Source organism: Burkholderia ubonensis (assembly GCF_902833085.1).
In the GTDB taxonomy this organism is placed as follows: Bacteria; Pseudomonadota; Gammaproteobacteria; order Burkholderiales; family Burkholderiaceae; genus Burkholderia; species Burkholderia ubonensis.
Window position 1 is genome coordinate 225,420 of sequence record NZ_CADFEB010000006.1, and the last position, 22,794, is coordinate 248,213.

Genomic DNA, 22,794 nt, shown 5'->3' on the forward strand with positions numbered 1-22,794 from the left:
CTTGTAATTTCTGAATCAGGCGCCGCCGATCGGCACATCGTCGGGCCGCCCACGCAGAACAACCAGATTCGCCGCCGTCCGGTCCACCCGGCGCCGCGGCACGCTACGCACCACCGCCAATAACTTATGTCTTCCCGCCACCCTGGCTCACCCAGCCGTGCCGCGGCAATGTTCGGCCGCGTCTCGGCACTGCTGCGCAACGAGCGCGTGCTGTCGCCGCTGCTTGCGCTCGGCATCGGGCTGCTGTTGATCGTGGTCTTCCAGCACCTGTCGGCGTCCGTCGATTACCGGTCGGTGATCCGCCAGCTGCGCCACATGTCGGCCGCCGAATGGGGCGCGTCGCTCGGCGCGACGGCCCTCAGCTATCTCGCGCTCGTCGCCCGCGACGCGGTCGGCCTGCGCTACATCGCGGCCAAGGTGCCGCGCGCGGCGCTGTGGACCGCCGCGATCGCCGGCTCGGCGCTCGGCAACGCGACCGGCTTCGGCGCGCTGACGGGCGGCGCGGTGCGCGCGCGCGTCTATGGCGCGTCCGGCGTCACGCCCGCCCAGATCGGCCGCATGACGGTGTTCACGAGCGGCACGCTCGCGCTCGCGCTGGTGCTGATGACCGCGGTCGGCATGGTCTGCGAGCCGCAGACGCTGGCCGCGATGCTGCACGTCGCACCCGGCGTGCTCACCTGGGGCGGCGCCGCGCTGCTCGCGGTGATGGCGGCAATGGTCGCCGCGTGCGGGCGCGTCGCGCGTCCGGTCCAGACCCGCTTCAAGTGGCTCGCGTTCGACGTCCCGGCGCGGCGCGATCTCGTCGCGCAGGTCGTCTACGCAGTGCTCGACGTGGTCGCGGCCGGCCTGACGCTGTGGGTGCTGCTGCCCGCCGCGCCGGTCGGCTTCGCGAGCTTCATCACGATTTACGCGGCCGCGCTGCTGCTCGGCATGATCGGCCATACGCCGGGCGGGATCGGCGTGTTCGAGGCGGCGATGGTCTTCACGCTCGGCCACGACGTGCCCGCACACGAGATGGTGGCCGCGCTGATCGCGTATCGCGCAATCTACTTCGGCGTGCCGTTCGTGCTGTCGGCCGGCCTGCTCGCCGGCTTCGAGGGCCGCGCGCTGCGCCGGCGCCTCGTGACGCGGCAGGCCGCGCGCGTGTCGCAGCTCGCGCCGCTGTTCCTCAGCCTCGTGACGTTCGCCACCGGCACGATGCTCGTGATCTCGGGCGCGACGCCGGCGTTCTGGCACCGGATCGCGATCCTGCGCGGCATCGTGCCGCTGTGGGTGCTCGAAGGCTCGCAGGTGATCTGCAGCGTGCTCGGCGTCGCGCTGCTGTTCGTCGCGCGCGGGCTGCTGCGCCGGCTCGACGCCGCATGGTGGATGACCTTCGCGCTGACGCTCGCGAGCCTCGCGCTGTCGCTCGCGAAGGGGCTCGCGTTCGTCGAGGCCGGCGTGCTCGGCACGCTGCTGGTGCTGCTGCTCGTCAGCCGCCGGCGCTTCAAGCGCCATTCGTCGCTGTTCGCGGAGCGCTTCACGATCGGCTGGTTCGTGTCGGTCGCGATGGTGCTGATGCTCGCGGTGTGGGTGCTGTGCTTCGCGTTCCGCGACGTGCCGTACACGCGCGAGCTGTGGTCGCATTTCTCGTTCGACGCGCGCGCGCCGCGGGCGCTGCGCGCGACGCTCGCCGCGGGCGTGTTCGTCGCGATGTTCGCGCTGTGGCAGATGCTGCGGCCGGCGGCGGGCCGTTTCGTGAAGCCGGCGCCGCAGGACCTGCTCGACGCCGAGCGGATCATCCGCGCGCAGGAATGCAGCGATGCCGGCCTTGCGCTGATGGGCGACAAGAGCTTCCTGTTCTCGGAGTCGCGCGAGGCGTTCCTGATGTACGCGAAGCACGGCCGCACGTGGGCCGCGCTGCACGACCCGGTCGGCCCGCGCAGCGAATGGCCGGCGCTGATCGGCAAGTTCATCGCGCTCGCGCACAAGCACGGCGGCCGCGCGGCGTTCTACCAGGTGCGCGCGAACGCGCTGCCGCTGTATCTCGACGCGGGGCTCACGCTGATGAAGCTCGGCGAGGAAGCGCACGTCGCGCTCGACGAATTCGACCTGAAGGGTTCGCACCGCTCGCACCTGCGCTATGCGCTGCGCCGCGGCGACAAGGATGCGCTCACCGTCGAAGTGATCGCGCCGAACGAGGTGCCGGCCGCGCTGCCCGCGCTGCGCGGGATTTCCGACGGCTGGCTCGACAGCCGCGACGCGCGCGAGAAGAGCTTCTCGGTCGCGGCGTTCCACGACGGCTATCTCGCGACGCAGTCGGTGATGCTGGTGCGCCAGGCCGACAAGCCGATCGCGTTCGTCACGTTCATGACGACCGACCTCAACACCGAGGCGACGGTCGGCGTGATGCGCCATCTGCCGGAAGCGTCGCCGTACGCGATGGAATACCTGTTCACGCAGCTCGCGCTGCACCTGAAGGAAGCGGGCTTCCGCAAGCTGAGCCTTGGCATCGCGCCGTTCTCGGGAATGGGCGCGGCGAAGATGCCGTCGCCGTGGCACCGGGTCGGGCTGATGGTGTGGCGCTTCGGCGGCCGTTTCTACAATTTCCGCGGCTTGCGCGCGTTCAAGAGCAAGTTCGAGCCGCATTGGGAGCCGCGTTATCTCGCGGCTTCGGGCTCGGTCGGCGTGTTCGTCACGCTGGCGGATCTGTCTTTGCTGGCTGGAGGTCGGCGTTCATGATGCTGAAGAAGGGAATCGCGCGGGCGGTGGTCGCCTGCGCGGGAATGATGCTGGCCGGCGGCGCGTTCGCCACGCAGCCGGCGGCGGTGAAAGTGCAGACCGTGTCCGGCGGACGCTATGGCCCCGTCACGGTGACGAAGCCGAATGGCGCGATGCGCGGCTTCGTCGTGATGTTCTCGCAAGGCAGCGGCTGGAGCGCGGCCGACCAGCAGGCCGCCGACGCGCTCGCGAAGGCCGGCGCGATGACGGTCGGCGTGGATGCCGAGCGGTACGCGGCGAACCTGGCCGCGACGCAGGAGACTTGCCACCATCTCGACGGCGACGCCGAGGCCGTCAGCCACCAGCTTGAACGGCTCGCGCAGTCGTCGCGGTATTACGCGCCGATCGTCGCGGGTGTCGGGCAGGGCGGCGCGATCGCGAAGCAGATCCTGTCGATGGCGCCGGAGAACACGATCGCCGGCATGGTGTCGGTCGAGCCGGCGCCGAAGCTCGATCCGCGCTTCAAGCCGTGCCCGCCCGATCCGACGATCGTGCGCCGCGCGATGCCGGGCTTCGTCGAAACCGCGGCGGCGGGCGATGCCGCGAAGCTCGTCGCGCTCGTGAAGCCGCATCTGCGCGACGGCACGGCCGACGAGCTCGACGTGTCGGACCTGCCGCTGATCGAGCTGCCGGCCAAGGGCGGCAGCAACCGGCTCGCGATCGTGATTTCCGGCGACGGCGGCTGGCGCGATCTCGACAAGACGATCGCCGAGGCGCTGCAGCGCGACGGCGTGTCGGTCGTCGGCATCGACGCGCTGCGCTATTTCTGGAGCGAGAAGCCGCCCGCGCAGACGAGCCGCGATCTCGCGCGCGTGATGCGCACCTACATGGCGCGCTGGAACGCGACGAGCGTCGCGCTGGTCGGCTACTCGTTCGGCGCGGACGTGATGCCGTTCGCGTACAACCGGCTGCCGGCCGCGCTGCGTGACAAGGTGTCGGTGATGTCGCTGCTCGGCTTCGCGCCGGCCGCCGATTTCCAGATTCGCGTGACGGGCTGGCTCGGGATGCCGGCGAGCGACAAGGCGTTGAAGGTCGCGCCGGAGATCGCGAAAGTGCCGCCGGGCATCGTGCAGTGCTTCTACGGCGAGCAGGAGAAGGAGACGATGTGCCCGGTGCTCGCGAACACCGGCATCCAGGTGATCAAGACGCAGGGCGAGCATCATTTCGGCCGCGATTATGTCGCGCTCGAGAAGCAGATTCTCGCGGCGTTCAAGAAGCAGGTGGCGGGCAACTAAGCGCTTGCGATGCCGGCGGGACGCGTGCGCGTCTCGCCGGACGTCGTTCGGGATCGGGGCACGCTAGAGCGCCTCGAGCGGCGTGATCTGGGCCAGCATCAACGTATATTCTTCCGCCGCGATCTGGCGGAATTTCATTTTTACGACGGCTTCCGCCTGGTCCTGCGGCAACGCAGGATCGGCTTTCGCATTGGCGAACAGGAGGGCGGCGGCCGCTGACACGACCTTATCGGGGTCATCGAGCCGTGGCGTTTTGGCGGGCACGTTCGGCGGCGGTATGGGCTGTTTTCCGGACTGCGATTTGCCGTCGAGCACCAGCACGAGCAGATAGATCGGCACGACGTCCGCCAGGCCGATCGGCAGCAAGTTCGACGCTTTGGGGCCGAAATGCCGGCGCACGATCGCTTGCGAGCCCAGCCGCAGCGTGAAGCGAAACGGAAATCCGGTGCGGATCGACAGCGTGACGGGATCGGCCGCGGCCATCTGCTCGATCGACGTGATGCCTTCCGCATGCAGCGACGCGGTCACGGACTTCGTGACGCCGTTCAGGTTGAGCAGTTCGTCCGGCGCGTCCTGCTTCGCTTCGAATTGGGTCAGGTTGAGCGCCCCGATCCGGCGAATCACCTTGATGATTTCATCGACCGGCAGGATCGCCAGCGTGAACGCGATCACGACGTGCGGTGTGCTGCCGGACGCCGGCGCATTGGCCGCGACGAGCGCGAGCGGTATCGCGAGGAAAAGACGGAGCGAATACCAGTGCACGTCGGACACGTTGAGTGCACGCCGCCGGATGCCCAGCACAGCATCGCTGACGACGTACATCATCGCGCCGGCAACCACCGAGACGATCAGCGGGCAGCTGAGCCCGAAAACGCATGTCGCCGTGTTCGACGAAGCGCAAGCGCTCTTCGTACAGAGCCACGTCGCGATCGCCGTGATCGCATACGTCACCACGAGCAGAATGAGGAACGGCGGCACGAACGCCCGCAGACCGTATTGCTCGTGATAGATGTTCGCGAACAGGCGATCGCCCAGTGTCGGCCAATGTTCCGAGAACGTGTCCAGACGCTTCGCGTCGCTGTCCAACATCGGGCCGCCGTGATGTTCGGCGAACTGGATGGTCTGCAGCAGCCATTTCGACCAGAAACGCTTCAGGTAGTTGTCGAGCGCGTCGTTCTTGAGGCTGTTCTGGAACTCGTCGTATCGCGCATACCAGCCGAGGCACAGGAAGGCGATGAGCGGTGCGCCCGCGAGCACGGTGGCGATTCCGCTGACCAGGATGACCGTCCAGGGCCACTGGATCGCGCAAAACCCTTTCCAAAAGCTGCTCTCGTGAATCGGTCGGTTGGTCGCGAGCGTGGCGATCGCAATGCCGGCCACGTTGACGAAAATCAGATAGCCGCTCAGCAAATACGCGCGGCAACGGGCCGTCCAGTGACTCATCCTCACCGGGTTCCGTGGCGGCGGCCGGACTGCAAACGGTTTCGAATTGTCCATATGCAAGCTCGCGAGTGATCGCGCCCGCGTTCCGCGCGCGGGCAAAAGTCACGCGCCGACGGCGATCGGCGGGACGCGTTGCTTTGCTTCGATGGAGCGAATCAGGAACGAGACAGCGGGATCAGCCCGGTGGGGCAAGCAGATGCATGCAGCGGTGTTCGATACGCCGAGAGACGATGACTTGTCCATGGCGAGTCCCCTGGTTGGAATGAATTTGTAAGACGAGTTGTGTTTTGACGGGCGTTCGCGCGATCGGCGTGTCGTTATGCGAACCGGCCTGGATTCGCCGCGCGTTTGATCCGTAGAGTCAAGCTAGGTCACGCACCTGAAATGTCAAGCAATGCAAGGATCTGGCGCGGGATTGCGCAGATATTGCCGGGTAATGAACGGGCTGGCCTGACGAATGCTTTCGTCGCGCGTCGGCTAATCGTCCGCTCTGCCGTTCCGGCGCGAATTCGGCGCTGCCGATCGCACATCCCGCTGATAGAACCCGGAAAATCGTTCGAGCTGACGCCGCGCATCTTCCGGATCGGCGTCCGCGCCCAGCACCGCGCTCGAGAAGCCGGTGCGCTCCATCAGCAGCAACTGGTCGATCAGCACGTCGCCGGTCGCGCGCAGGTCGCCCGCGAACCCGAAGCGCTTGCGCAGCAGATACGCCTGGCTGTATGCGCGGCCGTCGGTGAACGCCGGGAACTGCAGGTCGATGCGCGTCGCTTGCGCGATTTGCTCGGCATGCGGTTCGAGCTCGTCGTCGTTCGCGATCGTCAGCGCCGCGTCGCGCGTTTCGCCATCGTGTTCGGCAGGCGTCAGCAGCCGGATGCGCTGTGGAGCGTTCATTTGCCGTGTGTTCATCATGCGTTCGCGACGAGACGCCGCGCGTGGTTGGCGGCGGCCTTGAAGGGTTCGGGGCCGATGCGGCGCACCGTGTCGATGAACGGCTCGCTGCGGCCGCCGACGTCGCGCCGCGCGTCGAGATAGGTGGCGACGAGCGCGTCGACGACGTCGACGATCTCGTCCGCGGAGAACGACGGGCCGATCACCTTGCCCGGCTGCGCGGGGCCGCTCGCGGCCGAGCCGTCGGAGCCGCCGAGCGTCACCTGGTACCACTCGGCGCCGTCCTTGTCGACGCCGAGGATGCCGATGTGGCCGCTGTGGTGATGGCCGCACGAGTTGATGCAGCCGCTGATGTGCAGGTCGATGTCGCCGACGTCGTGCAGCTCGTCGAGATCCTGGAAGCGCTCGGCGATCGCGTCGGCGATCGGGATCGAGCGCGCGTTCGCGAGCGCGCAGAAGTCGCCGCCCGGGCACGCGATCATGTCGGTCAGCAGGCCGACGTTCGCGCTCGCGAGACCGGCCGCGCGCGCGTCTTCCCACAGCGGGAACAGGTCGTCGACGTGCACCCACGGCAGCACGGCGTTTTGCGCATGCGTGACGCGCGCCTCGCCGGCCGAGTAGCGCTCGGCGAGCTCGGCGAGCGCGTCGAGCTGTTCCGGCGACGCATCGCCGGGCGCCTGCAGGCGCCGCTTGAACGACAGCGTGACGATCCGCAGCGCCGGGTCACGGTGCGCGGCGACGTTGCGCGCGAGCCAGCGCGCGAAGGCCGGATGCCGGTGCGCGTGTGCAGCGACGCGTGCGTTCGCGTCGTGCAGGTCGACGCTGCGCGGCTCGCGCGACGGCGGCACGAAGCACGCGGCGATGCGGTCGAACTCGGCCTGCGGAATCGTATGCGGGCCGCCGTCGTGCTCGACGATCTGGCGAAACTCCGCTTCGACGTCGTCGATGTAGCGCTGCCCCTCGGTCTTCACGAGGATCTTGATGCGTGCCTTGTACTTGTTGTCGCGGCGGCCGTAGCGGTTGTACACGCGCACGATCGCCTCGATGTAGTTCATCACGTGCCGCCACGGCAGGAACGCGCGCACGAGCGTCGCGGTCATCGGCGTGCGGCCCATCCCGCCGCCGACGCTCACGCGAAAGCCCAGTTCCCCCGCATCGTCGCGCACGAGCTTCAGGCCGACGTCGTGCCAGTCGGTCGCCGCGCGATCCTCGGCCGCGCCGGTGATCGCGATCTTGAACTTGCGCGGCAGGAACGCGAACTCGGGATGCAGCGTCGTCCATTGCCGCATCACCTCGGCGAACGGGCGCGGATCGGCGATCTCGTCCGGCGCGACGCCCGCGCGCTCGTCGCACGAGATGTTGCGGATGCAGTTGCCGCTCGTCTGGATGCCGTGCATGTCGACGGTCGCGAGCAGGTCCATCACGTCGGCCGCTTTCGAGAGCGGAATCCAGTTGAACTGCACGTTGGTGCGGGTCGTGAAGTGTGCGTTGCGGGTCGGCAGGCGCGTCGTGCCGAGCAGGGCCTGCGCGTCGCAGGCGGCGCGGTAGGTCGCCGCGTCGGGCACGTCGTAGTCGCGCGCGATCCGGGCGAGCACGCGCAGCTGAGCGCTCGACAGCTCGCCGTAGGGCACGGCGGCACGCAGCATCGGCGCGTGGCGCTGCACGTACCAGCCGTTCTGCAGGCGCAGCGGCCGAAACGCGTCTTCGCTCAGCGCGCCGCGCTGCCAGCGTTCGAGCTGGTCGCGAAACTGGGCCGCGCGGCTGCGGACGAGCGCGCGGTCGAATACCGTATATCGATACATGACGTCGGATGCGTGGAAAGCGGCGACGCACGGGACGCTGGCCGCTCGTTGGGGAAGGCGCGACAGGCGTTGCGCCGAGGTAGGACAGGGTAGGGAAGGCGGGGCGGGCGAACAAGCAGCAGATGCGGGCGCAATCTGCGCAGCAGATGACGGCGGCGGCGCGCTCAACCCGCCTTGCGCACCGGCGGCTCCCCCACCAGCTCGCCGAGCACGCGGATCGCGCGCTCGATCTCGCGGCTCCACGGATGGCCGAAATTCACGCGCACGCAGCGCTCGAAGCCGTGCGCCGCGGAAAACAGCGGCCCCGGCGCGAAGCTGATCCCGCGCGCGATCGCCTGCCGATGCAGTTCCATCGCGTCGATCGCCTGCGGAAATTCGAGCCACAGAAAATACCCGCCGTCGGGCCGCACCCATTCGACGCCGGCGGGCAGCCAGCGTCGCAGCGCGTCGTCCATCCGCTCGAGCTGCCCTTGCAGCGCGCCGCGCAGCTTGCGCAGATGGCGGTCGTAGCCGCCGTGCTCGAGATAGTTCGCGATGCCGGCCTGCGCGGGAATGCTGGCCGACAGCGTCGTCATCAGCTTGAGCCGCTGCACCTTCTCCGCATAGCGGCCCGCGGCGGCCCAGCCGATCCGGTAGCCGGGCGCGAGCGTCTTCGAGAACGAGCTGCAGTGCATGACGAGGCCGTGCCTGTCGAACGCGCGCGCGGGCAGCGGATAGTCGGGGCCGAAGTGCAGCTCGCCGTAGACGTCGTCTTCGATCAGCGGCACGTCGCGCGCCGCGAGCAGCTCGACGAGCGCGCGCTTTTTCTCCGCCGTCAGCGTGACGCCGGTCGGATTCTGGAAATTCGTCATGAACCAGCAAGCGCGCACGTCGTGCCGGTCGAGCGCGTTCTCGAGCGCGACGAGGTCGAGACCGGTGCGCGGATCGACGGGAATCTCGACCGCCCGCAGGTCGAGCCGCTCGATCGCCTGCAGCGCCGCGTAGAAGCCCGGCGCTTCGACGGCCACCACGTCGCCGGGCCGCGTGACGGCCATCAGGCACAGGTTCAGCGCTTCGAGCGCGCCGTTCGTGACGACGATCTCGTCCACCGGCTGCGACACGCCCATCGCGAGATAGCGCAGCGCGATCTGCCGGCGCAACTGCTCGTTGCCGGGCGGCAGGTCGACCACGGTGCTCCACGGGCTGACGAGGCGCGTCGCCTGCGCGATCGACTTCGCGAGGCGCGGCAGCGGAAACAGCTGCGGCGCCGGAAACGCGGAGCCCAGCGGCACGATGCCGGGCTGCGTCGCGGCGTCGAGCACCGAGAACACGAGGTCGCTGATGTCGACCTTGCGCGTCGCGGCGGCGCGGGGCGCGCGCCGCTTCGTGCTCGGGCGGGCGCCCGGCGCGACGTAGTAGCCGGAGCGCTCGCGTGCGCGGATCAGCCCCCACTGTTCGAGCAGGTAATACGCGCGAAACACCGTCGACTGGCTGACGCCGTGCTGCGCGATGATCTGGCGCAGCGACGGCAGGCGCGTGCCGACCGCGAGGTTGCCGTTGCGGATCTCGTCGGCGATCGTGTGGGCGAGGGTTTCGTAGCGTTTCATCGAACAGGACAGGAGCCGCGTGCGGCAAGCGGGCTCATTGTCCAATGGCTGTCGGCAAAAGGAAAGCTTGTCGGGCTGTGCGCCGACGATGCAGCCGATCGCCGGTTTTATCTGCGCATCGCCGAATCCGCTGGTAATGCCGTGCTGCTGCACATGGTCACCGCGATGCGGACGCCGCGCGACAGATGCGCGCGCATCCGTCGCGCGTGATCGCCGAGTTCACGCAGGCGCCGCGATGAGTTTGGCGTGCGTGCGGAGAAGATTGCCTCGCAACGAGCGTCAATTCGCGCACGCGCTGCCGATTGATATGTTGATAAGAAGATTGCGATCCGCGTGAGTCCCGCACGCAATTGTCCCGGCCAATTGTGATTTGCTTGCGGGCACAACGAATCAGGATATCGAATTAAATCCGTATCGCGAATCATTCCATTTTCCATGAAATAAACCGTAAAAAATAAAGATGCATGCGGCGAGTGCTTATTGCGTGAGGATTCTTTTTATGGTCTTGTAGCAAGCTCAAGCTATCGCATCGACTAGAGAAAAAAGGACAGTCGAATGCAGCCAGGCGTTGCGGACACAGTCCGATTGTTCAGGGGAATCGGCGCGGGTTGGCGCGGGGTCAACGTAGCGTTGCGCACGATTCTCGTCACATTGACGTTGGGGTTGGGGTGCCCGGCGGGCTTTGCCGCGCCGGAGTCCGCAAACGAAAGCGTGTTGCGCGTGCTCGCGTGGCCGGGTTACGCGGACAACGACGTCGTCAGCGCATTCGAAACGCGCTTTCATGTTCGCGTCGAAGTGACGCTCGTCGATTCCGACGAAGCGTTATGGTCGCGCATGCACAGCGCGTCGCCGCCGCCTTATGACGTGCTCGCGGCGAACACCGCCGAGATCCAGCGCTATGCGAGCGACAACCTGCTCGCGCCGCTCGATCTGTCGCGGATCCCGAACCGGCGGCTGCAGCTGCCGAACTTCCAGCACGTCGCGAACATCGGCGGGCTCATGCGCGGCGCCGCGACATACGGGATTCCGTTCACGTATTCGTCGATGGGGCTGATCTACGACCGCAAGCAGATTCCGGTCGCACCGCATTCGATGCTCGAGCTGTGGAACCCGCGCTATCGCGGCAAGGTGCTCGACTTCAACAGCGCGCAGCACAATTTCTCGTTCACCGCGCTGGCGCTCGGCTATGCCGATCCGTTCCACCTGTCGCCGGCGCAGACGCGCATCGTCGCGCGCAAGCTGATCGACCTGCGCCGCAACCTGCTCACCTACTACACGCTGCCCGAGGAGGCGACCGCGCTGTTCGTCCTGCATCGCGCGGCGCTGATGTTCGGCAACTACGGCACGCAGCAGGTCGAACTGCTGCGCCGCGCCGGTGCGGACGTCGGCTACGTGATTCCGGACGAAGGCGCGCTCGCGTGGCTCGACTGCTGGGCGATGACGCGCGGCGTCGAGCATCCGGAGCTGGCGCTCGCGTGGATCAACTACATGCTCGAGCCGGCGATCGGCTCGCTGCTCACGCAGCGCCAGGGGCTCGCGAATACGCTCACGCCGCCGCCGGGCCTCGACGCGGGCCGGCAGCATCTGGTGTGGATCCAGCCGGTCGAGAACATCGCGCGCCGCGAAGCGCTGTGGAGCCGCATCGTGTCGGGCGACCGGCCGGAGCGTTTCGACAAATGATCAAGCTCGGCCTCACGTCGAAGCTGTCGGTGCTGCTTGCATGCATCGGCGTCGTCGCGTCCGGCGCGACCGGCTATTACACGTACCGCGCGAATCGCGCGATGCTCGTGCAGGAGGCGCAGCACAGCCTGCTGATGTCGACGCAGCTGCTGGGGCAGCGCTTTACCGCCGCGCTCGGCGACGTCGCCGACGACGCGCTGGTGCTCGCGACGATGCCGTCGTCGCCGGCCGTCGCAGTCGGCAGCGACGCGGGCGACGTGCATAAGGGCGCCATGCACAAGGGCGTCATGCAAGCGAGCGCCGCGCAGCGCCTGCGGCTCGAGCAGGTGTACTACAGTTTCATGACGCATCATCCGGAATACATGCAGATCCGCCTGATCGCGCGCGCGCACTACGGGATCGAAAGGATTCGCGTCGATCGCGATGCGCGCGGCGTCGTCGTGCTGCCGGGGAGCGCACTGCAGGAGAAAGGGCAGTTCTCCTATGTATTCGATACGCTGTCGACCGCGCCGGGCCACGTCTACCTGTCGCCGATCGCGATCAACCACGAGATCGGCTCGCACGCGGCCGAAGGGCAGCCGATCCTGCGCGTCGGCACGCCGGTCGTCGACGCGCTCGGCGAGACGGTCGGCGCGCTCGTGATCGACATCGACCTGACGCGTGTGTTTACGCGGCTCGAGCGCGACCTGCCGGAAAGCTATCTCGTTTATCTCGCGAACGAGTGGGGGGATTTTCTGGTCCATCCCGATCCCGCGCAGGCGTTCGGCTTCGACCGCGGGCGGCGCGTGCTGATGCAGGACAGCTTCCCGGTCACGCGTCCGCTGTTCGACGAGGCGCGCACGCATGCGACGATCAACGGCCTCGCGGATCCCGAGCAGGCAATCGGGCAGATGCTCGCGTTCGCGCGCACGCCGTTCAGCCGTGGCGAAGGCAACCGTTTCGTCGTGCTCGGGCTCGCCCGGCCGCTGTCGGAGGTGCTGGCGCCGGCCGGCATGCTCGGCGAGCGGATCGTGCGGATGGTGCTGATCTCGAGCGTGCTCGCGGTGATCCTGGCGATCCTGTTCGCGCGCGCGATCACGCGGCCGCTGCAGGTGCTCGCGCGTGCGGCGATGCACGTGTTCGACGACCCCGCGGCCGAGCGGCTGCCGGTCGGGCGCTCGGACGAGATCGGCATTCTCGCGCGCTGCTTCGACTGCATGCGCGTCGAGATCCGCACGCAGGTGACGATGCTGCGCGCGAAGCAGCAGGAGCTCACCCATCTGGCCGGGCACGACATGCTCACGGGCCTGCCGAACCGGATGCTGTTCATGGAGCGGCTCGACGGCGCGATCCGCCACGCGGCGTCGACGAACGAAGGGCTCGCGGTGATGTTCGTCGATCTCGACCGCTTCAAGCAGATCAACGATCAGCTCGGGCATTCGGCCGGCGACCGCACGCTCGTCGCGGTTGCGAAGCGCCTGAACCTGGTGCTGCGCAGCGGCGACATGGCCGCGCGGCTCGGCGGCGACGAGTTCATCGTGCTGATCGCCGGGGTGCGCGCGCCGGGGCTGATCGGCGACATCGCGTCGCGCATCCAGATCGTGATGGCCGAGGAGCTGGAGTTCGGCGAGCGGCGCATGGCGGTGGGCGCGAGCATCGGCGTGAGCGAGTATCCGGTCGACGGCGCGTCGGCCGAGGAACTGCTGGTCAAGGCGGATGCCGCGATGTACGCGGCGAAGGCGTCGGCGCGCTGCGAGTACGTGCGCTACCAGGATCTGGTCGCCGGCGCGTGCACGGACGGCGCGCGGCATGCGTCTTCGTAGGCGCCGCCCATGCGATGAGCCCGTCGTCGGACGGGCTCATCGTGGGAGCGGGGCTGCGCGCCGGGTGCGCAGCGGCGGACTTAGTGGCCGAAGTAGACCGAGTCGCGCGGGTTGCGTGCGTTGATCGCCGGGGCGCCGCCCTGGACGACCGGTGCGGCCTGCGCACCGTAGCCGGTGCTGTCGGCGCCCTGCACGCGGGCTTGCGCGGCCAGGATGTCGTCCGGGTAGTGCGGGCTCGCGACGCTCGGCTTGTAGCCGGCCTGCTCGAGCTGGACCAGTTCGTTGCGCACTTGCGCACGGGTCACGGTGCTTTGCGCGAATGCGCCGAACGAGGCGGACAGGGCGGTGGCGGCAACGACTGCGGCGATGAGCGATTTCATGATGACCTCCGATGTTTGTTTGGCTTTCCGCGTTTCGACACCATGTCGTAAGCGGTTGAATACATCGTAGGCGTCGGAGGATTCAGGGTAAACGTTGATTTGGATGAAAGATCATTGCGCCTGAGATAACAATTTCGAGAAAAATGCCGTCGGTCCCTAATGATTGCGGTGAGTCTTGTAATGGATCGGGGCAGGCGGCGCGCCCAAGTGACGCAGCGGGTCAGACGCTGTCGGCGTCGTCGATTTCCTTGCGCTCGCGGCGCTCCTCGTTGCCGCGGCGCGCCCGCAGGCGCTGGCGCGACAGCACGGCGATCACCTGCTGGGTGGGGGCGCCGGAAGGGAGTTCGTTGCGGATGCGGTCGGCCACCATCGGCAGGCCCGCGCGCTGCCGGCGCAGCGCCTTCGCGATTGCCCGGCGGCATTCGTCCCCGTGGCAGTCCCATTCGTCACGGATTCTCTGGCAATAACGGCATGTGTCCATGGCGGACAGTCTAACGCGTCCTGCATTGCCGCGACCCTGGCTAACGAAGGGTTGAGAATCCGCGACGTGTTCCGCTGAGCTCACGCTCCCAGCTCGGGCTGGCGCGTGTCCGGCGGCGCGGCGAGCGGGGCGGCGGCTGCTTGCGGCGCTTTCGCGTTTTCGCGCCTTTCGAGGAAATGCATCGCCAGCGCGGTGATCGTCAGCAACGCGAACGCGGCGGGGCCCGTCATCGCGGCATGGCTGATCTGCAGCAGATATCCCGCCACGGCGAGCATGATGCCGAGCACCACGGCGGCTCGCGTGCGCCGGCGCAGCCAGCGTTCGAGCCCGACGAACGCCGTCGCGAAAAACGCCGCCCAGGAGCCGGTCAGGCTGATGAACGACCCGACACCGCCCGTCCAGCGGTCGACCCAGAAGTTGTTCAGCAGCGTCGCGATGGCCGTGTGCTGGTCGGGCGTCATCTGCGCGGCGATCTGCAGCAAGCGGCCGAGCCCGATGCCGCCGACCGCGTCGAGCACCGTGTAGGCCACCAGGAAAACGAAGGTCGACAGGCGCGCGAGCCATGCGACCGGGCCCGGATCGTCGCCGACGAGCAGCCACAGCCCGATGCAGACGAGCACGACGCACGGCGTCTGGATCATGTGCAGCGCAAACCACCAGCCGGGGCCGAAATACGCAAGCGCTTCGTGATGGTGATCGTATTCGGGCTTCGACAGGTAATCGAACATGCCGGGTTCCTGCGTGAACCCGGCAGGATGAAACAGCTCGATCGTCGCCAGCACGAGCGGCGCGACGAAAAGGCACAGCCACCACAGCACGGCCCGGGTTGTTCGGTTCATGTTCGGCTCCTTCCTGAATGGCTCAAGAATCGCATCGACGACGAACCGCGCACGGCGCGCAGGCCGGCACGTATGCGATATTGGTTACGGAATTAAAATAATCGATTAAAAGATTTGGCGCGAATACTTGATCGAGCGGCACGCTCCATTCGCTCTCGATCAGCATAGGGCACGCCGGGTTGATAAGCCAGCGTACCCGGCGTGAAAATCTCATAACACTTTAAAATTGACTACTCTCGTTTCCGGTGCAATTGGAATGTTTGTGATGAGCGTCGCATGAGCGCTCCAATCTTCCCCAATGATGACGAAGGGATAGGATGCTCGCCATTCCCCATCGGCGTCGATCGTCACTTTCCATTCGCCATCCGTCACGATTTTCCCCGCCTTCTTGAGGCAAACATGAACCTGGTGCTCGACTGGGCCCGAGCCCCGGATGCGCAGTGGTCCTGGAGCAAGGATCTCGTTTTCCGCGGGATGTACGATTTCAAAAGGTTTGGACATTTTCGGCTCCTGTTTGGTTGTCCCCTGAATGGCTGGCCGGCCCCATATATTCGCCGCTAATGCAGTATTGTTTTAACGGAGGCTTTTGGCAAGCAGGCTGCCTGAGTTGACAGGTGTGCCGTTGTTTTTAATCGGAGATTTTGGAGGGAGGGAACGCGGTTTCCCTCCCGGCATCAGTTATTTATCGATACCTGCACGATCGAACGGCGTATTCGATGTTTTGCAATACACGCTGTTTCAGCCCCGGGATTGTCGCCCGTCATCCAATTGCCGGCGGGTTGCGTGCATGAAGCCGCGCAACCCGCTTGCCGCTTGCTTACCGTTCGCGGCGCTTCTTGCTCATCACGATCGTCTCGAACAGCTCGTACTGCGCGGTCGGCTGCTGGTCCGCGCCCGGCGCATGGTAGTAGCGCATCGTGATCGTCGTGTCGCCGCCCGGCGTGCCCGGATCGTGGTCGAACACCGCAATCCCGTAGCCGGTGCCCGTATCGCGGCGCGCGGACCAGATCGCGTCCTCGAGCGCGTCGGCGGGCTTGCGCACGAACGTATTCGGCGTCGTGCCCGGCACCGGCCGGTTCGGCTTGGTGAATACCTTCGCCTGCGCGAAGCCCGTTGCGGGGTTTTCGCCGTATACGTCGAGCGGCGCGCTGGTGCCGCCGCCGCCGAGGATCAGGTGGATCGTCCCGTGGCTCGTGTCGAACGTCGCGCGCGCCGGATCGGCCGTCACGACCGGACGCGGCTGCAGCGTGTCGACCACTTCGCCCGTCGCGGCGTCGACGCCCGCGCGGTGGTTGCAGCCGCGCACCGGGTAGCTGCGCTCGTAGTCGTGATCGTGGCCGCACAGCACGAGATCGACGCCGTAGCGGTCGAACAGCGGCAGCCACGCTTCGCGGATGCCCTTGTCCGAGCCGTTGCCGGTCTTCGACGAGCTCAGCGCGTCCTGGTGCATCTGCACGACGATCCAGTCGATGCCGTCGTCCTTCGACGCGTGGTGCAGCGTGCGTTCGAGCCAGCGGGTCTGCTCGCCGCGGCTGTAGCCGCGGATGTAGAACGACGTGCCCGGCTCGATCGGCGGATGGCCGGTGCTCGCCGCGGGCGCGAGCGGGTTCGGACCGGCGACGAACGCGCCCGCGTCCTGGTAGACCACGTCGTCCGCGTCGAGCGAGATGAACAGCACCGAGCTCACGCGGAAGCTGTACCAGCGGCCCGGAAAGTGCGTGCCGTTCCCGGGCAGCGCGTAGCGCGCGAGATACGAATCGAAACCCTGCGGGCCGTTGTTGAACTCGACTTCGTGGTTGCCGGGGCAGGGCATCCACGGGCGATTCGCGGCCGACGTCTGGTTGTTGTTGCCGAAGTCGCGCCACACCTCGGGCTGGTGCGCCGGGTTCAGGTTCGCGTAGCACAGGTCGCCGTTCAGCAGATGGAACAGCGGCTGGAATTGCTCGACCGCCTGCACCGCGAAGCGGCTTTGCGGCGACGACAGCACCCAGGCGCCGTTCGGCGTCGCGAGATCGCCGTAGCTCGTGAAGCGGAACGGCGCGCGGCCGCGCGGCGCGGTCGCGAAGCTCGCGGTAAACGGTTGCGCGGCGTTGCCGTCGTTGTCGGCCGTGAGCACGTACTGATAGCGGGTGCCCGGTTTGAGGCCGTGCACGCGCGCGTGATAGGTGAACACCGTCTCGCCGTTGAGGCCGTCCGTATACAGGCGCTGCACGCCGTGCACGACGTGCGGATGCTCGCCGTCGGCGCTGATCCGTGCGCGCGGATTGACCGCCGGCGCGAGCGACGCCCACGAGATCACGACTTCCGACGCCGGGTCGTCGCCCCACGTCAGGTGGATCTGCTCGGGCGTGCCGTCCGGGCTCGACGCGGCGGCCTTGCCGGCTGCCGCGAGGCCGCCCGCCGCGGTCGCGAGGCCGGACACGCCGGCGAGTTTCAGGAAGCCGCGGCGCGAGACGGCGGCGACCGGTTCGTTTTGTTGATCGGGGGCGTTGTCCTGGTTCGACATGGTCGGGATTCTCGGTGAAAGGAGCACGAGGACGCGAAGCGGCTCAGTCCGCGCAACACGGGCTGGCGCACGCGTGGGCCGGAAACGAGCGGGATCCCGGCGACACGCATTGTTGACGGGGAGTTTTGCCGGGTTGTGACAGTGGGGGCGGCGGCCCACGTGCTTGTCATGCCTCCAGCAGCCGAAAGCGCGTTTCGCATTGCGGAATCCACTTCGGATTCCCGCGTCCGTCGTCGTTTCATCGATTGAAAATATGTTTTGCATCGCAAAAACAGCTGCTTATCTCATTGAAAAGCAAGGGAAATTTATATCTTATGTCTTATATAAGACTTCGCCGCAATGCAGCGAAGCAGCGCTACTATTTGGTCATGCAGTTCGCTTCGACAGACGAGGCGGGCACGCTGAACCCTTTACTCAATTGCGCTTCGTTCCCAGGAGATAGACATGTCCCAATATCAAGACGACATCAAGGCAGTTGCTGGTTTGAAAGAGAACCACGGCAGCGCGTGGAATGCCATCAGCCCCGAGTATGCCGCCCGCATGCGTGCTCAGAACAAGTTCAAGACGGGCCTGGACATCGCAAGGTACACCGCGAAGATCATGCGCGCCGACATGGCCGCATACGACGCCGACCCGTCGAAGTACACGCAGTCGCTGGGCTGCTGGCACGGCTTCATCGGCCAGCAGAAGATGATCTCCATCAAGAAGCACTTCAACAGCACCGAGCGCCGCTATCTTTACCTGTCCGGCTGGATGGTGGCCGCGCTGCGCTCCGAGTTCGGCCCGCTGCCGGACCAGTCGATGCACGAAAAAACCTCCGTCAGCGCGCTGATCCGCGAGCTGTACACGTTCCTGCGCCAGGCCGACGCCCGTGAGCTGGGCGGCCTGTTCCGCGAGCTGGACGCGGCCGTTGGCCCTGCGAAGGCCGCGATCCAGGAAAAGATCGACAACCACGTCACCCACGTCGTGCCGATCATCGCCGACATCGACGCGGGCTTCGGCAACGCGGAAGCCACGTACCTGCTGGCCAAGCAGTTCATCGAAGCGGGCGCATGCTGCATCCAGATCGAAAACCAGGTGTCCGACGAGAAGCAGTGCGGCCACCAGGACGGCAAGGTCACCGTGCCGCACGAGGACTTCCTGGCCAAGATCCGCGCGATCCGCTACGCGTTCCTGGAACTGGGCGTGGACGACGGCATCATCGTCGCCCGTACCGACTCGCTGGGCGCCGGCCTGACCAAGCAGATCGCCGTGACCAACACGCCGGGCGACCTGGGCGACCAATACAACGCGTTCCTCGACTGCGAAGAACTGTCGGCCGACCAACTGGGCAACGGTGACGTCGTCATCAAGCGCGACGGCAAGCTGCTGCGTCCGAAGCGCCTGCCCAGCAACCTGTTCCAGTTCCGCGCCGGCACGGGCGAAGCGCGCTGCGTGCTGGATTGCATCACGTCGCTGCAAAACGGCGCCGACCTGCTGTGGATCGAAACCGAAAAGCCGCATATCGCGCAGATCGGCGGCATGGTCAGCGAGATCCGCAAGGTCATCCCGAACGCCAAGCTGGTGTACAACAACAGCCCGTCGTTCAACTGGACGCTGAATTTCCGCCAGCAGGCGTATGACGCGATGAAGGCCGCGGGCAAGGATGTGTCGGCATACGACCGTGCGCAACTGATGAGCGTGGAATACGACGAGTCCGAACTGGCGAAGCTCGCCGACGAAAAGATCCGCACCTTCCAGGCCGATGCATCGCGCGAAGCGGGCATCTTCCACCACCTGATCACGCTGCCGACGTACCACACCGCCGCGCTGTCGACCGACAACCTGGCCAAGGAATACTTCGGCGACCAGGGCATGCTGGGCTACGTGGCCGGCGTGCAGCGCAAGGAAATCCGTCAGGGCATCGCGTGCGTCAAGCACCAGAACATGTCCGGCTCGGACATCGGCGACGACCACAAGGAATACTTCAGCGGCGAAGCGGCGCTGAAGGCGGCGGGTAAGGACAACACGATGAATCAGTTCTGATGCCAGTCATACCCCAAGCAAAACGCCAACCCGTGCGGGTTGGCGTTTTTTTATTCGGCGAGACGGTCCCATGCATCGTCCTGTTCATTGGGGGAACGATATGTTCCGGAAATTTCTACTAGTAAGACGAATCAACTGGAGCGACAGAAACTGATTTTTATGAAGAGCCATTGCATCGATGGATTTTAAAAAATCGAAATTGAATGAAAGGTGTTTGCAGCCTGTATGCTGGACATCGACAAAGCGACACGGTAGCGGTCGGCGCAATAAAGATGTCAAATAGCCGCCTTCGATTTATCCGGGAAAGTACTGACGGAAATGCCAAAACTGTAGGCTAATCTTTACGCCATAGATGGCTGAAAGAATTAGAAACTTTAATTGGCCACTCGACATGACCACGGGGCTTCCACTCTCAGTTTCAATTTTTGCGACGCCGTTTGCGCTGCAAGGGACGTCTCCCTTGCGCGTCCGCGCCATTGCATTTGTGCGGATGTCGATTGCACGCTCCATTGTTCCGGACGCCGGGGGCGTATGGTCGTCGGCCGTCAACGATGCATACGGTCGTACACGCGCTTCAATGAGGCATTACGCGAGGTTATAAGAACGACCTCGACGACTGCATGAATTCCGAAAAGGACGATGCATTGGAGAGGCGTTTTTCGACATGCCCTTGTTTAGATCTGTTGTAGGTGTTGCTGTGCAACTCCCGGCTTCGTCGAAGGAAAGAACCTGACTCGGAGACGCGGATCCTCAAACTTGTTCGGAGAGGAGTCGATTATGCCAAGCTATGTACGGATACCCATCACCAACATCAACATGGACGGTGACTATACCGGTGTCGTCACGGTCGGCGTCGGCGAGAGCGCCAAATCTTTGAATTTGATTCTTGACACGGGTAGCAGCGCCTTGGCGGTAAGCGACAAGAAGTATTCGCCTGTACTCGGTGCCGGGACAGCAGCGACGAACCTCGGCCAGGTCGAATCCTACGGTGATGGAAGCAGCTTTGCGGGCGCGGTCCTGCGAGACACCGTCCAAATCGGCGATGTTACCGGTACGAATGTCCCGGTTGCGGTTGCCTACGACGCTACGGATTCCATGTTCCGCGGCGCGGATGGCATTCTGGGCTTGGCCTATCAGGGGCTCGACGATGCGTTTTTGCTACCTGGCCCCACGTGGCCGGAAAAGTACACGCCGTCCCAGATCGAGCACGGCAAGCGGACGACCGTTGTCCCGTGCCTGATGCAGTTGGCCAATGAGGGCTTGCTGCTGGAGAAGATGGCCTTTCGTACACGTCGCTCATTCGTGAAGGTCGGTCCCACTCCGGGCACTGATCCGTTGAACGAGGGGACCTTTATCCTTGGAGGAGGAGAGGAGGCGACCGATCTCTATACCGGGACTTTTCAAATTGCTGCGGTTCTGGCAGACGACTGGTACAGCACAAACCTCGTGTCGGTGGGCATTGGCGATCAGCAATTCCCTGTCTCATCGCGGCCCCAGACAGGTATGCCGACAAACTCGATTGTCGATAGCGGCACGAACACGCTCGTCCTCGGTCCGACGATCATCAACCGTATCCTGTCCGCTCTGCCAACTGCCCAGCAGGCGTTGCTCAAGAGATCGATGGGTGGGAAATTGATACCCAACTCCGATCTGGACCTTTCGGTGTGGCCGACGCTGTCTTTCACGCTCCAGGGGATAAGCGGCGGGCACGACGTAACACTGCAAGTGCCGCCGGAGAACTACTGGCAACTCGACGCCGGCCAAGCGGGACAAGCGATTGCCGCCATTTCGCCAGCGCAGGCGGATGGCGGGGCAATCCTTGGTTTGCCGCTCATGAACGGCTACTACACGATCTTCGACGCCACCGCGGGCTTGGGTGTTATCAAGTTTGCAACGCCCAAGTAGGCCGTTCAAGGCGGTTTGTCGCCTGCCACGCGAAGCGTCCCGACCGAAGATCCCTGCGCTCGCCCCTTCGGGGGCGGCGCAGGAAACCGACCTGTGCTCTGAGCCGTGTCGTATTCGGGAGGTTGGCCGGAACGCTTGCCATGCACGACTTGTGTTGGCTGGCAACGCTTAATGCGCTCCGCTCGAGATTCTGTCGATCATCGCCTTTACGGCTTTCATCTGATTTCCCGTCTTGGTGGCAAAGTTCGGATCGTCGTAAGCAAACCAGTCCCAGCAACCATTGGGATTGCTCAACGTTTCCGGGTCGCCTTGGCCGATGAACAGCTGCGGGTAGAGCACGATGATGTTGTTGGTATCCGCCCACTGGTTGTAGCCGGTATTCCTGACGTACGTCGTGCCGAAAGTGGCTTCGCCTTCCGAAAAGGCGGGGTACTGCAAGCACCCGTGGAATACGACGTGCAGCCGGCATGCTTGCCCATTGGCGCAATCGGCGGGCACGTAGATCCAGCCCGTGTCGGCCATGCTGTGCTGACGGGGGGTGCCGATGAACTCGCTCTGGTCGAACTCGATGAAGCGTTGATCGTCGAGGCTGCCGGTGTTCCTCGGATTCAGGGGGCCGTAGATCCACTTCAGCAACTCGCCCGATGCGTCGAAGTGGCAGTTGTTGATGAACGGATTGCCCTTGAAATCACAGGTGTTCCCGAAGAAATCCGTGGGCATCGCATGTTCGGCCGGGACATTTTTTACGTACTTGATGTTGGCGGTGCTGATGAAGTGCCGATAATAGGTCCGCAGGTCGTTCATTACGGACTGCATGACGACGGAATCCTGACTGCCCGAGAACATCCAGATCTTCTGGTTGGCCAGATTGGCGGTCGAATCGATCGCCTGACTGCGCGCATTTGCGTTCGTTATTTGAATCAGGGTGGGAATGTCGGTCGGCATGATGGCATCCATGCAGGCCGTCATGGCGATGACCAGACTTCCCTGGGAGCACGCGTAAGGGCCACCGGCGATGATGCCGGCGCCTTTCACGATCGACGAGTAGGCGACGTCGAATTGAACCGCCATGAATCCGCCCGAAGAGAGGCCCGAAACCGACGTTTGCTTGATATCGACGTTGAATGCGGGCAGTTTGGCAACTTGGGCGCCGAGCGGCGCGGACTGGGCCAAACCCGCGACCAGACCGCCTACACACAAGGCCCGCCGAAAGACTGTGCAATTCGACATGTCTCGCTTCCTTGGGTTATGTGACGCATCCACGCACGACGTGGACTGATTGGGCGTGACATCGCCTCAACACGTCACCGAGTGTTTGGCTCTTTCGCGGAAAACCGCGCGATCAACGGGCGCGCAAATTCACGGAGCGGGCACGCAAGAGGGGCGTCGCTCGACGAGCGAACGACGTCGCCTGAATGGGAACCGTGAGATGGCAGTTCAGTGGTCCAGTTAACGTCTCTTA

The 22,794-nt window shown here is 65.3% G+C and carries 16 protein-coding genes and 1 pseudogene; 7 read left to right on the forward strand and 10 right to left on the reverse strand.

Translation table 11 applies throughout. From position 1 onward, the window contains the following. Positions 1–126 precede the first annotated feature (126 nt). Entirely contained in the window at positions 127–2,721 is a 2,595-nt protein-coding gene (gene mprF / locus HWX31_RS18235) for a bifunctional lysylphosphatidylglycerol flippase/synthetase MprF (protein ID WP_174963081.1), read from the forward strand. Continuing rightward, positions 2,718–3,995: a virulence factor family protein gene (locus HWX31_RS18240; protein ID WP_174963079.1), complete on the forward strand. Its 1,278-nt coding sequence runs from the start codon at positions 2,718–2,720 to the stop codon at positions 3,993–3,995. The genes mprF and HWX31_RS18240 overlap by 4 nt, the downstream gene beginning before the upstream one ends. A gap of 63 nt (positions 3,996–4,058) precedes the next feature. On the opposite strand, the gene HWX31_RS18245 is transcribed toward HWX31_RS18240, so the two are convergent. The 4 genes from HWX31_RS18245 to HWX31_RS18260 all read right to left on the reverse strand — a co-directional run bounded on the left by HWX31_RS18245 (position 4,059) and on the right by HWX31_RS18260 (position 9,714). Continuing rightward, positions 4,059–5,438, reverse strand: a complete 1,380-nt coding sequence (locus tag HWX31_RS18245; protein ID WP_244143771.1) for a hypothetical protein — start codon at positions 5,436–5,438, stop codon at positions 4,059–4,061. Positions 5,439–5,915: 477 nt separating this feature from the next. Continuing rightward, a complete protein-coding gene (locus tag HWX31_RS18250) occupies positions 5,916–6,329 on the reverse strand; it encodes a DUF934 domain-containing protein (RefSeq protein ID WP_244143772.1) in 414 nt (137 codons plus the stop codon). Positions 6,330–6,343: 14 nt separating this feature from the next. Then, on the reverse strand, positions 6,344–8,128 hold the full coding sequence (locus HWX31_RS18255) for a nitrite/sulfite reductase (protein WP_174963073.1): 1,785 nt from the start codon (positions 8,126–8,128) through the stop codon (positions 6,344–6,346). A 164-nt stretch (positions 8,129–8,292) separates the two neighbouring features. Next, the gene (locus HWX31_RS18260) at positions 8,293–9,714 is read right to left on the reverse strand and encodes an aminotransferase-like domain-containing protein (RefSeq protein WP_174963071.1); all 1,422 of its coding nucleotides are present in this window, start codon (positions 9,712–9,714) and stop codon (positions 8,293–8,295) included. An 81-nt stretch (positions 9,715–9,795) separates the two neighbouring features. On the opposite strand from HWX31_RS18260, the pseudogene HWX31_RS35260 reads away from it, so the two are divergent. The 3 genes and pseudogenes from HWX31_RS35260 to HWX31_RS18275 form a co-directional block, all read left to right on the forward strand. Beyond that, positions 9,796–9,953: pseudogene (locus tag HWX31_RS35260) on the forward strand (FCD domain-containing protein); the annotation flags it as partial. Between the two features lie 316 nt (positions 9,954–10,269). After that, complete coding sequence (locus HWX31_RS18270; protein ID WP_174963067.1) at positions 10,270–11,394, forward strand: ABC transporter substrate-binding protein; 1,125 nt, start codon at positions 10,270–10,272, stop codon at positions 11,392–11,394. Then, positions 11,391–13,196: a diguanylate cyclase domain-containing protein gene (locus HWX31_RS18275; RefSeq protein WP_174963065.1), complete on the forward strand. Its 1,806-nt coding sequence runs from the start codon at positions 11,391–11,393 to the stop codon at positions 13,194–13,196. Before HWX31_RS18270 ends, HWX31_RS18275 begins: the two co-directional genes overlap by 4 nt. Before the next feature lie 80 nt (positions 13,197–13,276). On the opposite strand, the gene HWX31_RS18280 is transcribed toward HWX31_RS18275, so the two are convergent. The 5 genes from HWX31_RS18280 to HWX31_RS18300 all read right to left on the reverse strand — a co-directional run bounded on the left by HWX31_RS18280 (position 13,277) and on the right by HWX31_RS18300 (position 17,402). Then, the gene (locus HWX31_RS18280) at positions 13,277–13,576 is read right to left on the reverse strand and encodes a DUF4148 domain-containing protein (RefSeq protein WP_059610294.1); all 300 of its coding nucleotides are present in this window, start codon (positions 13,574–13,576) and stop codon (positions 13,277–13,279) included. 220 nt (positions 13,577–13,796) lie between these two features. Further along, positions 13,797–14,057 carry a hypothetical protein gene (locus HWX31_RS18285; protein WP_010094057.1) on the reverse strand — a complete coding sequence of 87 codons (261 nt, stop codon included), beginning with the start codon at positions 14,055–14,057 and terminating at the stop codon, positions 13,797–13,799. Positions 14,058–14,137: 80 nt separating this feature from the next. Further along, positions 14,138–14,896: a hypothetical protein gene (locus HWX31_RS18290; RefSeq protein ID WP_174963063.1), complete on the reverse strand. Its 759-nt coding sequence runs from the start codon at positions 14,894–14,896 to the stop codon at positions 14,138–14,140. Positions 14,897–15,106: 210 nt separating this feature from the next. Beyond that, a complete protein-coding gene (locus tag HWX31_RS18295) occupies positions 15,107–15,397 on the reverse strand; it encodes a hypothetical protein (RefSeq protein WP_174963061.1) in 291 nt (96 codons plus the stop codon). Between the two features lie 316 nt (positions 15,398–15,713). Beyond that, positions 15,714–17,402: a purple acid phosphatase family protein gene (locus HWX31_RS18300; protein ID WP_174963059.1), complete on the reverse strand. Its 1,689-nt coding sequence runs from the start codon at positions 17,400–17,402 to the stop codon at positions 15,714–15,716. A gap of 444 nt (positions 17,403–17,846) precedes the next feature. Here HWX31_RS18300 and HWX31_RS18305 point away from each other — a divergent pair, with 444 nt between their 5' ends. Together HWX31_RS18305 and HWX31_RS18310 are read left to right on the forward strand one after the other, a co-directional pair. Then, positions 17,847–19,427 (forward strand): isocitrate lyase, encoded by a 1,581-nt coding sequence (locus HWX31_RS18305; RefSeq protein ID WP_174963056.1) that lies wholly within the window; start codon positions 17,847–17,849, stop codon positions 19,425–19,427. 777 nt (positions 19,428–20,204) lie between these two features. Beyond that, positions 20,205–21,332 carry a pepsin-like aspartic protease gene (locus HWX31_RS18310; RefSeq protein WP_174963054.1) on the forward strand — a complete coding sequence of 376 codons (1,128 nt, stop codon included), beginning with the start codon at positions 20,205–20,207 and terminating at the stop codon, positions 21,330–21,332. 168 nt (positions 21,333–21,500) lie between these two features. Here HWX31_RS18310 and HWX31_RS18315 read toward each other — a convergent pair whose 3' ends face one another. Then, positions 21,501–22,562 (reverse strand): extracellular catalytic domain type 2 short-chain-length polyhydroxyalkanoate depolymerase, encoded by a 1,062-nt coding sequence (locus HWX31_RS18315; protein ID WP_244143773.1) that lies wholly within the window; start codon positions 22,560–22,562, stop codon positions 21,501–21,503. Between the last annotated feature and the right edge of the window lie 232 nt (positions 22,563–22,794).